This window comes from Campylobacter sp., assembly GCF_030528245.1.
Lineage (GTDB): Bacteria > Campylobacterota > Campylobacteria > Campylobacterales > Campylobacteraceae > Campylobacter_D.
Genome location: NZ_JAUMZG010000012.1, coordinates 1 through 15,137, shown reverse-complemented (window position 1 = coordinate 15,137; position 15,137 = coordinate 1). Strand labels below are relative to the sequence as shown.

The following is a 15,137-nucleotide window of genomic DNA, read 5'->3' as shown; positions in this document are numbered from 1 at the left end:
ATGAGACTAAAAAAATACAACCATCATCTAAAAAACATCGACGAATTTGGTCAAAATTTAGGGCTGAAAAAGGACGCGCAGGTCATCCTTGAGCTGGAGCATGGGCAAAAAGAGGATGAGAAAATCTTGCGACTTAAAAATGGCGATTTTAACGGCGCTCATCCGTGGTTTGTCATCGATGAAGAGGATAAAATTCACACGATGATCCCCCTAAAAACCCTCACCAATTTGCTAGAAAGCCTGAAAAAAATTCAAAGGGATAATTTTGAACTGCGCCTTGAAAAGGCTCTCTATCAGCAGGTGCCTCTTGATTTTAATGACGCCTGGGCTGTGGCGATGGATGCGATAAAGCGCCTCGGCAAGGAGGGCTTTTTGGAGGCAGGTTTGGATCTTGACAAGCTAGTAAAAGAGCTTAAAAAAGAGCACCCCAATCTATTCGTCGATGTGGAGTCTGTCGTGCAGAAAATGAGGGAAAATGAGAGATTATAAGGCCTTCGCTAGGTATTGCAAAGCCGGCCCCCGCTACACTTCCTACCCCACCGCTGTGGAATTTAGCCCCACTTTCAGTTACGAGGAGTATTTGTCCGCCCTGAAAAATAGCGAAAAAGAGCTTTCTTTGTATTTTCACCTGCCCTTTTGCCGCAGTGCGTGCTATTTTTGCGGCTGTAATGTCATCTACACTGCAAAAGAGGAGAAAAAAACCCGCTACTTGCATTATCTTTTCAAGGAACTTGAGCTTTTATCGGGCATCATCAATACTCAAAGAAGGGTCGTGCAAATGCACTTTGGCGGGGGGACGCCGACCTTTTTTAGCGCCGTTGAGCTTGGGGATTTGATCGCTAAAATCAAGAGCGTTTTTGCGCATTTTGACACAAAAGCTGAGTTAAGCTGTGAGATCGATCCGCGCTTTTTAAACGAAGATCAGGTGCAAATTCTGGCGCAAAATGGCTTCAATCGCATCAGTTTTGGCGTGCAGGATTTTGACGAGCGGGTGCAAAGGGCCGTGCATAGAATTCAACCCTTCAAGCTAACAAAAGCGGCCTTGGAGCTGGTGAGGGGCGCTGGCATCGCCTCTGTGAATATAGACCTCATTTACGGCCTCCCTTACCAGAGCCTAGAAAGCTTCAGGCAGACCCTAGAAAAGGCTCTTTTGCTGGATCCTGATCGCCTTGCTATCTTCAACTACGCCCATGTGCCCTGGCTGAAAAAAAATATGCGAAAGCTTGATGAAAACACCCTGCCAAGCCCTGAAGTGAAACTTGAAATTTTAGAATTTTGCGAGAAATTTTTAAGTCAAAACGGCTACAAAATGATAGGGATGGATCACTTTGCTAAGGAGGATGATGCGCTTTTTAAAGCCCTGCAAAACAACACCCTGCATCGTAATTTTCAAGGCTACACGACCAAAAAGGGCGCGGATTTGATCGGCGTGGGGCTTACAAGCATCGGCGAGGGTGAGCGCCACTACGCGCAAAATTTCAAGGACATGCGAAGCTATGAGGAGTGCCTGGATAGGGGGGTTTTGCCGCTTGAGAGAGGGGTTTTTTTGAGCGAGGATGATAGGCTAAGAAAGGCTGTGATCATGGCTTTGATGGCGAATTTCAGACTGGATATTGGGCAGATTGAGCGAGAATTTGGCATTGTTTTTAAGGATTATTTTAGGGAGGCTTTGGAGGATTTGAGGGAGTATGAAAAATTCTTTAGCCTTGATGGGGGTGTTTTGAGGGTCAATGAAACGGGCATCTTGCTCATCAGAAACATCGCGATGTGCTTTGATGCCTACCTTAAAAACATTGACGCAGAAAAAAAAGTCTTCTCCAAAACGGTCTAGCGATGAATTTAGGGCAGATCACCGACTCTTGCGTGAAATGTGGCAAATGCATCCCAAGCTGCACCATACACGAAATCAACCCCGACGAAAGCACCTCCCCGCGGGGCTTTTTGGACCTCATCGCCGCCTACAAAGAGGGAAATTTAGAGCTGGATAAGGACGCGAAGAGGGTTTTTGAGTCCTGCTTTTTATGCACCAACTGCGTCGAGGTCTGCCCCGCGAATTTGCGCGTGGATAATGCCATCGAGGAGGTTCGCTACGATATAGCGAAAAAATTTGGCATCGCGTGGTATAAAAAAATCCTTTTGTTTTTTTTAAGGCACAGGCGGGCCTTGGACTGGGCGGCAAGGCTGGGCTTTGTCTTTCAAAGCTGTGCCTTTAGCGTGCAAAGGGGCTCGGGGCAAAATGCTGGCATGCGGGCTAAATTCAGTCTCCCTCTCGTCAAAAAAGGTCGCCTCATCACGAGCTTTTCGCAAAAAAGCTTTTTAAATTCCCACGCTTCTTTTGTGGATAATGGCGGCGAAAAAAGCGTGGGACTCTTCGTAGGCTGCCTCTCAAACTACTTCTACACCGACACGGCTGGGGCGGTTTTGGACATCGCAAAAGCCCTTAAAATCAATGTCGACTTGATGAGGGGGCAGGTTTGCTGCGCGGCGCCACATTTTTTCACGGGGGATTTTAAAAGCGTGGAGGCCTTGGCGGTGAAGAATTTGGCCTATTTTGAGGAAAAGCTTTTAAATTTAGAGTGCGTCATCGTGCCTGAGGCGACTTGTTCGGCCATGCTGGGCGTGGATTTGGAGCATTTTTTTATGATGATAAAAAGGCCTGATTTGGCCGCTAGAGCGAAAAAAATCGCTCCTAAAATCAAGCTCGCCACGGCGTATTTTCACGAGCAAAAGGAGCTTTTGGAGCTTTTGAGGGCGCGAAAAAAGCAAAATTTAAGCCTCACCTACCACGACCCCTGCCACGCCCGAAAAATGCAAGGGGTTTTCAGGGAGCCGCGTGAGCTTTTGGGCGCAAATTTCACGCTTAAAGAGATGCGCAACCCCAACGCCTGCTGTGGTTTTGGGGGGGTGAGTATGCAGAGTGATTATTACGATAAGGCTTTGAGTGTGGGGCTTAAAAAGGCGGAGATGATCGATGAAAGCGGGGCGGAGCTTGTGAGTGCGGAGTGCTCGGCTTGTAGACTGCAAATTTCAAACGCGCTTGAGCAAAATCAAAGCCGGGCTATTTTCAAGCATCCGCTAGAACTCATCGCTAGAGCTTTGAAGCAGTAGCCCTAAGTCCCCACATCCAAAAGGTCGCGTTGGGCATCTTTATGAAAAAAGCGCCCATCATATCGCTTTAATTACTATTTTAGTAAGGGCCGCACTATTTATACATCAAAACTTCAATAAGTCTATCTAATAGCAATTTCTCCCTTTCTTCTGCAAATTTATCAAAATTTTCAAGTGATAAATCCACATCTGGAATTAAATGTTTATTTAAAAAACCCTTTCTATCGTTTCCACAATTTTCATCTACCCACTGCTCTAAATTTTTAGCTTGCTTTGCCATATTTTCATTAGCATCAAGCATTTGTAAATTTACCAATGAATTATAATATTTAAAATCTTTCAACTGATAATCTGGTTCTTTTTCTGCTCGTTTTTTAGCTATTTTTTCATATTCTTTATATGCAGATTCTGGATGCAAATGGTCTTTATGAAAGTTATTGTTTTTATAATCTAAATTTGGATAAAGTAAAGACAATATAGCAAAAGCTTCAGAATCATTTTTTTGATATGACATTATATTATCTTGCAAATATTCCCTATCTAAATTGTGAGTATATTTTGTTTCTTTTTCAATTTCTTGCCAAGGAAAATATTCTATTTCCCTATCAAAAAAGACATCATTTTGCTTCAAATCTTTAATAAAAGCTTTGCGAGTATTTGCCAATATAGTATCACCACTTCCCCCAAATAATTTAAATATCGTGGCTCGAAGTAGCCATTTTTTAACAAGGTGTCTATTTTCTTTTTGTTTTGCAGAATCCACAATACTATGAGTTAAATCTTTATGATAAATAAAATACAAAATAGGCAAAATGGCATTGTTTGATGAGAGTGTTTTTGCATCAAAACCAAAACTTCTAAGTAGCCTAAAAGTTTCAATAAAGGCATTTTGAATAGTTTCCCATTTCTCCTCAATATCTTGAATAAAGTTTTTATCAAAACTATTAATTTGAAATTTAATAGAATTATGAAAGAGATATAAAAATCCTTTTAACACCAAATCTTTTGAAATGCTGAAATTTTCATTGATTCTATCCACAAGATTATTGATTTCTGTCCTAGCATCAATCTTATTCCAATTCGCAATAGCGATACTAAATAAAATATCAGAATAATCAAGAGAGGTTCCACCCGAATTAATGCGTATAAAAATATTTACCGCCTTATCTGGATTTTGCTCTTCTTCTAAATAATAATTAATTAAAGCTTTATCGAATATTTTCTGATGAAATAATTCTAGTCTTTCCTCTTCATTCTCATCTAACTCAAATTCTTTTGCTATTTTTCTCACTCTGCTTGTATCGTGCTTATAAATTTCTTTGCATTTAAACCATTTTTGCCCCTGTTTATCAATATGAATACCTTTTTGTTTTGTAATCTTTCTATCAAGCCATAAAAACTCATATTCTACATTTTCGTTTTTTGGCTTTTCACTTTGAGTGAGATTGAAATAAAAATCACAGATCTTAAAATATCTATCATCATCTTCCCATCTATTATAGTTCTTATGAATATCATAATTTCCAAATAAAGCAAGATATAATGAAGTAAGCCTTTGTTGTCCATCAAGCACAGCATCAAAATCTTTATGATTTGAAGTGTTAAAGTAATCATTGTGTGTATGATACCACCTTCTATAATACTCCAAAAATCTATAAAATTTCCACGCTGTCTTGCTTTCATCTTTAACACGCCAAAACAACATCGAGCTAATCGGATAATCTCTCATAAGAGAATCAAACAATTCCTCTATTTGCTCTGGATACCACTCATACTCTCTTTGAAATGCTGGTAATAAATACTGATTTTCGCGTATTTTTTGCATTGCTTGATTGATTGTGATGGGTGATTGAAATCCTGCCATTACTACTCCTTAGAAATAAAATTTAAAGCTCAAGTTCCACTCAAGCTCATCATTGATTGTAAAAAAAAAAAAACAAATTTTGCAAGGGCTGATAAATTCTACATTGTCCCATTGTTTTGCGCGTGAAATTTCCTTTTGCAAAGCGCCACATTATGCAGTTTGTTTGACTTTTGCAAATCTTTCCATCCCTCAGGCTTCACAAAATGCGGCAGGGTAAAAATTTGCCCCAAATTTTCACATCAAAATTCATAAAGGCATTCTTAAAATACAAACACGCAAAGATTTCTCAATGAAAAATTCCAAGCTTACGGCCTAGATTATCGGTCGCTTTCATCGCGCCAAGCTCAATCTTCACAGGACAAAACGCATCGTTTTCATGAAAACTAAAATCCACCCAATCACACAAAGCATTTTACCCCATCAAGGCTCAAATTCCTCAAAAAGCTCCCTCAAAATTCGCGCCACATAGGAAATTTCCTCCTTTGTAATCACATAAGGGGGCATAAAATAAATCGTATTCCCCAAGGGTCTCAGCAAAAGCTTCTTCTGCAGCCCCCGCTCGTAAATCCAAAGCCCCGATCGTTTTTTTTCAGTCAAAATATCAAAGGCATAAATCATCCCCCGCTGCCTAAAATTCCCCAAAAAATCAAAGTCCCTAAGCTTTTCAAATTCCTGTGCGATGAAGGCGCTGAGTTTTTTATTTTTCTCCACCACGCCCTCCTTTTCAAAAATATCCAAAACCGCCCCAGCCGCCGCGCAGGCTAGGGCATTGCCCGTGTAGCTATGTGAGTGTAAAAAGGCCTTTTCATACTCCCCATAAAAGGCCTTGTAAATTTCATCCCCTAAAAGCACCACAGAAAGCGGCAAAAAGCCCCCCGTAATGCCCTTAGAGAGGCAAAGCAAGTCAGGCTTCTCCTCACACTGCTCCATCGCAAACAAGCTCCCCGTGCGTCCAAAGCCCGTGGCGATTTCATCAAAGATAACCAAAACTCCCGCCTCACGGCAAAGCCGCACCGCCGCATCGATAAAGCCCGCCGCATACATGTGCATATTCCCCGCACACTGCACCAGGGGCTCTAAAATAAAGGCGCAAAGCTCCTCGCCGTGCCTTTGTAAAAGAATTTTTAAAGCCTCCAGCTCCCGGCTATAATCCTCACCCCGAGGCACGCTCGTGCTTAAAACCTCCAAAAGCAAGGGCTTGTAAGCATCCCTGTAAAGTCCCACCCCGCCGACACTCAGTGCCCCCAAGGTCTCGCCGTGATAGGAATTTTCTAGGCACAAAAATTTACCCCTTTGCTTACCCTTGTGCAGATGGTAGTGAAAACTAAGCTTTAAGGCCACCTCCACCGCACTTGAGCCATTATCCGCATAAAAGCATTTCTCAAAGCCAGCAAGCGCACAAAGTCGCTCTGAAAGCCTGATGATAGGCTCGTGCGAAAAGCCCGCCATCATCACATGCTCCAAGCTATCAAGCTGCCTTTTTATCGCGGCTGAAATTTGCGCGTTACAATGCCCAAAAAGATTCACCCACCACGAGCTCACACAGTCCATATAAGCCCTACCCTCAAAATCATAAAGCCACACCCCCCTAGCCTCCTTGATGGGTATGGGTGGGAGCTTTTCGCATTCGCGCATCTGCGTGCAAGGATGCCAAATGTGCCGCAAATCACGCTCTATCAAATCACGCATCTCGTTCCCTTTTAAATTTGCGGCGGGTCATCATCTGGCATTTTATGCGGGGTGATGATTTCTATTTCCGCATCCTTTCCCAACTCACTAGCATCTGGCATCCTACCCCCATCAAGCTGCGATAAAAGCGCTCTTTTAAAGGCTAGGGGCGTATCGGTGCGGTGGTATTTCCCGCCGCTGTCTCTGCTTAAATTTTGCAAAAATTCCACATCCTCACCCAAGGCAAAGCAGTGGCACACGACCTGATTGATGGCTAGCTCGGGTCTTCCTTGGATGATGTTGGCGTTTAAATTTTTCATCATTTTAAGCATAGCCTCGGCACGAAACGCATCGGGCGGAGTGGGATTGGTAGCAAAGATGTAAAGCTCCTTGGCTAGGCCGTTGTGCTTGGTGAAATGGCGCATCGTCTCAATCATCGCTTTGTTGAGCAGATAGAGCATTTGCGGATTTTGCGGGAGGGCTTGGATGGCCTTGGTGAAGGATTGCGCCTCGTAAAAAGCGCCCAAAATATCGCCACTTTTGCTTTTGAAGTCATTGATGATGGCCTTGGTGAAAAACTCAGGTCCCTTAAAAATGCGCCTAGCTATGAAGGGCGCTATCTCCTGCAAGGCCTTAAAATAGGGCTTGATGCTTAGGGTGTTGCAGTGGATGAAGCCTAGCTCTTTGTAGGGCTTTTCGCACAAATGCAGGCCAAAATCAAGATCCTGCTTGGAAAAATTCACAATTTGAAAGGCATTTTTTTCGCACACCGATCTCACGCTCAAAATGCTCACCCTGCTCGTATCCAGCGTGTAAATGAACTCCCCATCATCGCTAAGATAGCTCCCATCCTCCTGCAAAATGCCCCCGTGCAAAATTCTACCCTCAAAGGAAATTCGCCTCCTGCTCTGCTCTGTGAAGGCGTTGATCGCCTGCCCATTGCTAGCGTAGATGAGCCCATCTTGGGGCACTTGCTGAGGCTTGGGGCGAATCTCGCAACTCATGCCATTGATGAGCCTGTTTAGGGCGGCAAAGACTGCTTTTTCATCGTCAAGGTCAAAATCTTTCATCTTGGCTCCTTTTCGATGCAAATCGTCCGCGCAGGGCAATGAAAAGTAAATGCGCCAAATTCCGCTACAATGCGCTCAAAAAAGGCAAAAAGTGCGAATTCAAACCCTCTTACACGATCTGAGCGCGCGTTTCAATCGTCGCACCCTCCCCCAACTGCGCCACGAGGGAAATTTTGTCCTCAAAGAAGGCAAAAAGCTCCTCAATCTTGCCAGCAACGACTATCTCAATCTTGCCCAGCGAGAGGATTTACGCGTGCAATTTCTCAGCCAATTTGAGGGGAAAATTCCGCCCTTTTCAGCCTCCAGCTCCCGGAGCCTGAGTGGGAATTTTGCCATTTATGAGGCGTTTGAGGGCTATCTTGGCGCACTTTTTGGGGGCAGGGAAGTTTTGCATTTTAACAGCGGCTACCACTGCAATCTCTCCTGCATCGCCGCCCTTGCCACCCTCCCAGAAACGCTTTTTTTGTGCGATAAATTCGCGCACGCTAGCATCATTGATGGGCTCAGGCTTAGCGGGGCAAAATTTTTTCGCTTTAGGCACAATGATGTGCGAAATTTAGAGCTTTTGCTCGAAAAGCATCACAAAAATTACAAAAATTTCATCATCATCAGCGAAGCACTTTTTAGCATGGAGGGCGATTTTGCGAGGCTTAGGGACCTCATCGCTCTCAAAAAGCGCTTTGGCGGGGTTTATCTTTATCTTGATGAGGCGCATAGTGTGGGCTGTTTTGGCGGGGGGCTTGGCTGGGCGGCGGAGCTGGGGCTAGCGGCGGGGGTGGATTTTTTGGTTTTGACCTTTGGCAAGGCTTTGGCCTCTGTGGGCGCTTGCATGGTGGCCGCAGGGGGGATGCGGGACTTTTTCATCAACACAGCCCGCGGCCTGATTTACTCCACCGCCCTGCCGCCCATTAATGTAGCCTGGAGCCTGTTTGTCTTCAAAAAAATGCGTGAATTTGAGGGGGAAAGAAAACGGCTTTTGGCACTGGCTAGCGCCTTTAAAAAGGCGCTTGAGGCTAGGGGAGGGCTGGTTTTGGGCGAGGCCTATATCCTGTCTTTGATTTTAGGGGACAATCAAAGGGCCCTAGAATTTGCCGCAGGGCTTGAAAAAAGCGGCTTCTTCGCCCCCGCCATCCGATCCCCCACCGTGCCACAAAACGGCGCGCGCATCCGCTTTTCTCTGCATAGCGGGCTTGAAATGAGCGATTTGGAGGGGATTTTAGCGCTGCTATGAAAAAGATTTTTTTGCATCAAAATGCCGATTCTGGGGATTTGATTGTGGTTTTTGGGGGCTTTGCGAGTCATCCTAGCCATTTTTCGCACCTAAAAAGTCAAAAAAATGTGCTTTTGTTTTTTGATTACGAGGATTTTTCTTTGGAATTTGATTTTAAGGCCTTTGAAAACATCACGCTCATAGCCTTTTCTATGGGCGTTTGCGTAGCGAGCAAGATGATGCGAAGCCTCCCACTTGGCGCAAAAATCGCCCTCAACGGCACCAACCAGCCCATCGATAGGAACTTGGGGATTCATCCGGGGATTTTTCGTAAAAATCTTGAGAATTTTTCGCTCAAGGCCTTCAAAAAATCCCTACTTGCAGAGCGGGAAAAACTGGCGCAGGATTTTGAGTTCAAAGACGAAGCAGGGCTTAAAAAAGAGCTTGGAAATTTGCTTGATTTTTGTCAAAAAGAGCGCCATTTAGCCTTCGAGTGGGACAGGGTCTATGCGAGTGCGCATGATGAAATTTTCCCGACAAAGGCCATCAAAAAGTCTTTTGGAGCGCCCATTTTTTTGAACGAGCCGCATTTTGCCTTTTTTGCCTTTGATTTTTGGGAAGAATTGTGAATTTTTTAAAAGCAAAACAAAGCTACTCCCGGGCTGCCCTCGTGCAAAATTTGATGGGGAATTGGCTTTGTAAAAGCTTGCAAAACACTGGGAGAGAGGAGTTTGAGAGGGTTTTTGAATTCGGCTGTGGTCAGGGTGAATTCACACAAAAGCTTCAAAAAATCATCCGCTTTAAAAGCTATGTGAAAAACGATATTTTAGATTACGGCGAGGATTTGGATGTGCAAATTTTTGACATGAACGCCATCGCCACGCACCCCCTAAGCCGCCAAAAATTTGACCTCATCGCCTCCAATGCGAGTTTGCAATGGCTAAGTAGCGATGCGATTTTCCCGCCCCTTGCTAAGATGCTGGCTCAAAATGGACTTTTGCTGCTTTCTAGCTTTTTGGAGGATAATTTTAAGGAGATTCGGCAAAGCACGGGCTTTGGGCTTGATTATCTAAGCTTTCAAGCCCTTAAAAACAAGCTTGAAAAGCATTTTGAAATCCTGCATCTAGAAGAGCAAAAAATCCCTCTCCGCTTTGAGAGTGCGCTGGAGCTTTTCAGGTATTTGAAGCTTAGCGGGGTGAATTCTTTGGGCTTTTATCCTCTCACTAAGGCTTTTTTAAGGGAATTTGAGCGCCGCTTTCAAAACCGCCTCACCCACCACATCGTGCTGATTTTGTGTCAAAAATCAAAAAATCTCTAGGCCCCATAAATTTTCACCAAGAATTTTTTGCCATTTTTGTAGAAAAAGGCGGGGAATTCATCGTTGGAGCAGATGCGCAAAAGATTAAATTGCTCGTTCAGGCTTTTATCAGGGTTTAGCTCACTGCACTCAGGATCTCGCCTTGGGTAGAAACTCTCCTCGCCGCTTTGTTCTTGAGGGGTGAGGGCGGGATAGAGTCTTAAGAATTCCTCGCACAGCTCAAGGCAAAACGCCGCCTGTTTTTCACGCAGCTCCTCATAAAGCTCAAGCCCCGTTAAATTCAGGCTTTTTTGCAGATAAATCGCCCCCGCATCGGCCTTTTCGTTGGCTTCAAAAAGGCTAAAGGGGATGGAATTTTTGCCTTCAAGCACCTGATGAAAAAGGGGCGACCAGCCCTTGCCCTGCGGCAGGGCGGAGGCGTGGATGACGATATTGTGCTTGTTTTGGGCTAAAAATTCTCCACCGATCAAACGATGATAAGAGAGGATGAAAACGACCTCAAAGCCCGAAATTTCAGTGTGAGAGTAAAAAAGCCTAGCCTTAAGCTTTTGGGCGAGTTTTTGCGCGTGGGGGACAAACCACTGCCCCGGGCTTGTTAGGATCGCGATTTTCATCAGGCTGCCCCCGCCCAAAAATGCGGGAGTTCACCCCCCCCCCCCCCCCCCCCCATTTTTGAGGCTTACAAAAAGAAAATTCCCCCCTTCTTTTTGAGGCTCAAAGCCGTTTTGAAGGTAGAGTTTGAGGGCTTTTTCGTTGCGTTTTAAAACCCGAGCCCTAAGCTCCTTCACGCCCAGAATTTCAAAGGCATAGCGCTTCACCTCCCGCATCAAGATCGCTCCCTTCCCCCTCAAATGCGGGTTTTGATACAGGCCAAATTCGCAAGAGTGCGCACCGATGCCCACAAAGTCAATCACACCCAGAATTTCCTCCCCTCTAATTTCCTCCTCATAGACCAAAAAATACCTCCTGCTTTCATCTTGGCGCAGCTCTTTGAGAAATTCCAAATGCCTTTTGAGGGGGATGTTTTGCGTCCGCATGAGGGGGGCGATTTTGGCGTCATTGCGCCAGGCGAGGACGAGGTAAATTTCAGCGAGGCTAAGCTGGGTGAAATTTTTTAGTCTGATCATCGCTTTTCCACCTCATAGCCCTTTTGTGCGAGCCACAGGGCGAGTTTTTTTTGATTTTTCGCATAACAAACGGCCTTGAAATTCACCTTCAAAAGCAGGGCCTCATTGACGAGGCTGGAGGCGGAGATGATGAGCTTGCGACTTTGCTTCATCATCTTGGCTAAATTTTCACAATCCACAAAAAGCTCCACATTCTCATGCGCCTTTACAAAGCGTCTAAGCCCTCTAAGGTGGGCGTTTGAGCTGCTTGTGGCGATGGCGATTTTTTTATCCATGGGAAGCTCGGAGGCGATTTTCGCGGAGAGATTTTTAGGATCCACCCCGCCCATGCAGATGAAAAAATCCCAAATTTTCGCCCGCTTCTTCCCCACTTCGGCGTAAAATTCCTCCCGTATCAGGGCGTAAGAAAAGCCGCATCTTAGCTCGCAGTGCTTTGGCACCAAGCCCTCATAGTCCTTAGCCTTAGCGTAGGCATTGACATTGAGCAAAATATCGCAGTGATGCGCCCTGATCTCATCGTCAAAGCTTAAAATTTTCACGCCCGTTTCAAATTTGATGAGCTTTTCATCATCGGCGCTGATGCCGTAATGATCGATGATGAGTAGATCAAAGCCCTCCGCTTTGATGAGGTTGATGAGCTCAAAAATGCTCTCATTTTCTAGGATGAAAACCTCATAAGGAATGCTCTCAATCAAATTCCCCTCAAGCTCCAAGCAAGCAAAGCTCACCTCATCGTAATGCTTGGCCAAAACCAGATCCCTTTTGATATGCCCGTAGCCTATCTTGCTCGAGCTGTCCGCGCGAAAAAGCACCCTCATAGCCCCGTCCCGCCGTTTAGTAGGTAGTCCACCGCGCTCAGGTAGGGGATGAAGCCTGAGCCCTGCTGATGGTAAGAGGGATGCTCAAAGTCAAAATAGCAAATTTCGATGGAATTTTTTGCGAACAAATCCTTAGAATAAGGCGTGTCGAGGTAGTTTTTACTCCCCTCTGGGCTAAGATAAGAATCGGCCCCAAAATGCAAGCAAAGCTCCAAAAGTAAATTCTCTCTCTTGGCCCCAGCGATGTCAAGCTCAGAGCTTCTAAAAAGCGGCGTCTTGATGCCCAAGTCCTCACAAAAAGCCCCAATCAAGCTAAGATTAAGCGCGACGAGATGATCGTGGCGGTGAAGCTCGCGCTCGATCAAGGCGTGGTATTTTTTGAAATTCCTAGCCTTTGCGTAGCCGTGGTGGAGGGTTTTGAGTAGCTTGGTGCGCCACTTTGTCTCAGGGCTCAGTTTGATTTGCGTGAGGGGGGTTTTTTGCGGCGCTTTTTGACACGAAAGCGATAAAAAGTGAATTTTATCCTGCAGTTTAATGCGGTTCCTGCTCTGCCAAGATCGCCGCTCAAACTGCACACTGTCTAAAAAAACGAAGGCATCCACACTCGCAATCATCCTAAAATAGCCCAGCCAAGGCAAAAAGGTGGGCTGCATGATGGCGATTTTCACGCGATACGCCCGTAAATGACTATGTCGCTATCATAAACCAGCCTGTCATCATCGCCCATAATGTTCGTGCTTTCATAGCTTAAGACCTTAAAATCGTGTAAATTCAAACGCTCTTTAAGATACTCCACGAGCTCGTGTTCTTGGTAGAGCGTGTTGATGCAGCCTGCCTCGCCTGTGGTGTTTTCATCCTGAGGGATGCGAAAGCTATTGTGCGCGATCTTCTCGCCCAGGCCGTAGCGGTAGTCCTTGATGCCCCTCGTGCGGAGGAAAAAGAAGGCGTTTTTTTTGTAAAGAGCGTTTTGACGACTAAGATGCAAAAGCTCCAAAAAGGCCTCACGGCTGAAATAATTCACCACATTAGGGATGAGAAAAACATCGGCCTCTATGCCATTCTGCCTTTTTGCAAAATCAAAAATATCCTCGCAAAAAAAGCGATAATCTTTCGCCCGAAGCACTTCTTTGAAGTTGAAATTCGCGTTTTGGATGTTTTGCGCGGCTAAATCCACCCCCCAGCATTCATAGTCATAATTTGCAAAAAGCTGCAGATTGTTGCCGTTTGAGCAGGCTAACTCCAAAGCCCTCCCCCCCAGCGTATGCAGGGCGTTTTTAAAGAAAAATTTAATCACCGCATTGTCGGGGAATTTTAGCCCCTTCAAATCCCTCAAATACATCCCTCGCTCCTTTATTTGATTTTGCCGTAAATGATAATATCGGCATCCTTGATGAAAACTTGATTTTTGACATTGATATTTTCACTCGTAATCAGCTCAAAATCAAACAAATTTAAATTCTCCCGCAAAAGCTCGACAAGCTCCCACTCCTCATAAGCCGTGCAAAGCAGGTTTTTCTCCCCGCTGAATTCATCCAAACTAAGCTCAAAACTCCCATTTTCTAGCCTCCGCCCCAGCCCATACCTGTGATCCCGCACGCTTCTAGCCCTGCAAAAAAAGTGGCTGAATTTCTCACCCCCCCCCTTCTCTCTCCCCCACGCGTAAAGCTTATTTGCTCTAGCGTTTGAAAGCAGGGCTTTAAAATCCTCCTTACTGATGTAATTGATCACATTGGGCAGCAAAAACACCCCCGCCTTTATCCCCTTTGCATTCGCCGCAAAGTCCCTCATGTCTGCCCGCACAAATTCCGCCCTCTTGAAGCGGTAAATTTTAGAAAAATTATGCCGCGCGTTTTGGATGTTTTGCCCCTCCAAATCCACCCCCCAGCACCTGAAGCCATAGCCCGCAAAAAGGCTAAGATTGTTGCCATTATGCGTGCCAAATTCTAGAACCTTTTTCCTTTTCACCTTGTGAATTTCATGTTTGAAAAACCACCGCACCAGCTCCACATCGGGGTATTTAAAGCCCCTTATTTTTTTAATAAGCATTGTTCTTCCTTGTTTTGATACAAAATTTTCGCCCACTCCAAATCCTGCGGCGTGTCAATATCGCAAACCAAATTCCGCCCCAGCACGAAGGCCGCTGCATGCGGTCTAAACATCACCCCCCCCTCCATCCACGCCCTGCTTTTACCAAAATAAAAGGCCCCCGCGTCAAAAAAAGCGGGCGTTAAATCCTGCGAGCGTGAAAAATACTGACCCTCATCAAACATCCGCACCCGCCTTTCCTCGTCCAAATAAAAGGCCCTCTGGATGGGCGCGCTAAATTCTGCCGCACTGAAGAGAAATTCCGCCCCGCCCCGCTTAAATTCCGCAAAGGCCTCCCGCAAAATCCCTGCATCCACAAGGGGCGCGGTCGCATAAAGGCAGCAGACGAGCTCATAATGCTGCCCCGCTTCTGCTAGGGTGGTGATGGCGTGCCTTACCACTTCCGTGCTTGAGGCAAAGTCATCGCTTAAATTTTGAGGACGCACGAAGGGCACAGTCGCGCCGTAAGTCCTAGCCACAGCGATGATTTCCTCATCATCACTTGAGACGACAACCGCGTCAAAAATGCCCGAATTTAGAGCGTTCCCAATGCTATGCGCGATGAGGGGCTTGCCGCAAAAGGGGATGATATTTTTACGCGGGATGCGCTTTGAGCCCCCGCGAGCGGGGATGAGACAGAGGGCGCTCACGAAAGCTCCTTGATGAGCTTGAAATGCAAAAGTTGGGCAATGATTTCTTGCAGTTCGTAGCCTTGCACTTTGATGATTTGCGCGATGTCAAGGACAGACCTCTTCCCATCGCAAAAAGCTAGGAAATTTGCAATTTGTGGCGGGGCGTAAAGCATAGCGCTAGGGTAAAGTCCCCGCTTTCCAAGCTGGGGCTCGCACAGGGTCGTGGCCGCGTAGGTG

Annotated in this window: 17 protein-coding genes; 6 read left to right on the top strand and 11 right to left on the bottom strand. The window is 45.6% G+C overall.

The features are described from left to right. From Q4A73_RS03485 to Q4A73_RS03475, 3 genes are read left to right on the top strand one after another with little or no spacing between them, the layout of a single operon-like run. The gene (locus Q4A73_RS03485; protein WP_303206050.1) at positions 1–489 is read left to right on the top strand and encodes a DUF2603 domain-containing protein; all 489 of its coding nucleotides are present in this window, start codon (positions 1–3) and stop codon (positions 487–489) included. After that, positions 476–1,831, top strand: a complete 1,356-nt coding sequence (hemN, locus tag Q4A73_RS03480) for an oxygen-independent coproporphyrinogen III oxidase (protein ID WP_303206049.1) — start codon at positions 476–478, stop codon at positions 1,829–1,831. Before Q4A73_RS03485 ends, hemN begins: the two co-directional genes overlap by 14 nt. A 2-nt stretch (positions 1,832–1,833) precedes the next feature. Then, a complete protein-coding gene (locus tag Q4A73_RS03475) occupies positions 1,834–3,108 on the top strand; it encodes a (Fe-S)-binding protein (protein ID WP_303206048.1) in 1,275 nt (424 codons plus the stop codon). 94 nt (positions 3,109–3,202) lie between these two features. On the opposite strand, the gene Q4A73_RS03470 is transcribed toward Q4A73_RS03475, so the two are convergent. The 3 genes from Q4A73_RS03470 to Q4A73_RS03460 all read right to left on the bottom strand — a co-directional run bounded on the left by Q4A73_RS03470 (position 3,203) and on the right by Q4A73_RS03460 (position 7,710). Beyond that, a complete protein-coding gene (locus Q4A73_RS03470; protein ID WP_303206047.1) occupies positions 3,203–4,972 on the bottom strand; it encodes a DUF262 domain-containing protein in 1,770 nt (589 codons plus the stop codon). A gap of 420 nt (positions 4,973–5,392) precedes the next feature. Further along, positions 5,393–6,661, bottom strand: coding sequence for an adenosylmethionine--8-amino-7-oxononanoate transaminase (locus Q4A73_RS03465; protein ID WP_303206046.1), 1,269 nt, complete (start codon positions 6,659–6,661; stop codon positions 5,393–5,395). 11 nt (positions 6,662–6,672) lie between these two features. After that, the gene (locus Q4A73_RS03460) at positions 6,673–7,710 is read right to left on the bottom strand and encodes a hypothetical protein (RefSeq protein ID WP_303206045.1); all 1,038 of its coding nucleotides are present in this window, start codon (positions 7,708–7,710) and stop codon (positions 6,673–6,675) included. Positions 7,711–7,801: 91 nt separating this feature from the next. Between Q4A73_RS03460 and Q4A73_RS03455 the strand changes: the two genes are divergently transcribed. From Q4A73_RS03455 to Q4A73_RS03445, 3 genes are read left to right on the top strand one after another with little or no spacing between them, the layout of a single operon-like run. After that, positions 7,802–8,941 carry an aminotransferase class I/II-fold pyridoxal phosphate-dependent enzyme gene (locus Q4A73_RS03455; protein ID WP_303206044.1) on the top strand — a complete coding sequence of 380 codons (1,140 nt, stop codon included), beginning with the start codon at positions 7,802–7,804 and terminating at the stop codon, positions 8,939–8,941. After that, positions 8,938–9,549 carry a pimeloyl-ACP methyl esterase BioG family protein gene (locus tag Q4A73_RS03450; protein ID WP_303206043.1) on the top strand — a complete coding sequence of 204 codons (612 nt, stop codon included), beginning with the start codon at positions 8,938–8,940 and terminating at the stop codon, positions 9,547–9,549. Before Q4A73_RS03455 ends, Q4A73_RS03450 begins: the two co-directional genes overlap by 4 nt. Next, entirely contained in the window at positions 9,546–10,238 is a 693-nt protein-coding gene (locus Q4A73_RS03445) for a methyltransferase domain-containing protein (RefSeq protein WP_303206042.1), read from the top strand. Before Q4A73_RS03450 ends, Q4A73_RS03445 begins: the two co-directional genes overlap by 4 nt. On the opposite strand, the gene Q4A73_RS03440 is transcribed toward Q4A73_RS03445, so the two are convergent. The 8 genes from Q4A73_RS03440 to Q4A73_RS03405 form a co-directional block, all read right to left on the bottom strand. Beyond that, positions 10,235–10,852, bottom strand: a complete 618-nt coding sequence (locus Q4A73_RS03440) for a formyltransferase family protein (RefSeq protein ID WP_303206041.1) — start codon at positions 10,850–10,852, stop codon at positions 10,235–10,237. The genes Q4A73_RS03445 and Q4A73_RS03440 overlap by 4 nt on opposite strands. 30 nt (positions 10,853–10,882) lie before the next feature. Next, the gene (gene pseH / locus Q4A73_RS03435) at positions 10,883–11,365 is read right to left on the bottom strand and encodes a UDP-4-amino-4,6-dideoxy-N-acetyl-beta-L-altrosamine N-acetyltransferase (RefSeq protein WP_303206040.1); all 483 of its coding nucleotides are present in this window, start codon (positions 11,363–11,365) and stop codon (positions 10,883–10,885) included. Beyond that, the gene (gene pseG / locus Q4A73_RS03430; RefSeq protein WP_303206039.1) at positions 11,362–12,183 is read right to left on the bottom strand and encodes a UDP-2,4-diacetamido-2,4,6-trideoxy-beta-L-altropyranose hydrolase; all 822 of its coding nucleotides are present in this window, start codon (positions 12,181–12,183) and stop codon (positions 11,362–11,364) included. Before pseG ends, pseH begins: the two co-directional genes overlap by 4 nt. Beyond that, positions 12,180–12,851 (bottom strand): WbqC family protein, encoded by a 672-nt coding sequence (locus tag Q4A73_RS03425; RefSeq protein ID WP_303206038.1) that lies wholly within the window; start codon positions 12,849–12,851, stop codon positions 12,180–12,182. The genes pseG and Q4A73_RS03425 overlap by 4 nt, the downstream gene beginning before the upstream one ends. Continuing rightward, positions 12,848–13,522, bottom strand: a complete 675-nt coding sequence (locus tag Q4A73_RS03420; protein WP_303206037.1) for a class I SAM-dependent methyltransferase — start codon at positions 13,520–13,522, stop codon at positions 12,848–12,850. The genes Q4A73_RS03425 and Q4A73_RS03420 overlap by 4 nt, the downstream gene beginning before the upstream one ends. A gap of 11 nt (positions 13,523–13,533) precedes the next feature. After that, the gene (locus Q4A73_RS03415; protein WP_303206036.1) at positions 13,534–14,229 is read right to left on the bottom strand and encodes a class I SAM-dependent methyltransferase; all 696 of its coding nucleotides are present in this window, start codon (positions 14,227–14,229) and stop codon (positions 13,534–13,536) included. Then, on the bottom strand, positions 14,211–14,918 hold the full coding sequence (pseF, locus tag Q4A73_RS03410) for a pseudaminic acid cytidylyltransferase (RefSeq protein ID WP_303206035.1): 708 nt from the start codon (positions 14,916–14,918) through the stop codon (positions 14,211–14,213). Before pseF ends, Q4A73_RS03415 begins: the two co-directional genes overlap by 19 nt. Continuing rightward, positions 14,915–15,137: winged helix-turn-helix domain-containing protein (locus Q4A73_RS03405; protein ID WP_303206034.1), on the bottom strand; the 223-nt coding region annotated here is incomplete at its 5' end. The genes pseF and Q4A73_RS03405, both read right to left, overlap by 4 nt.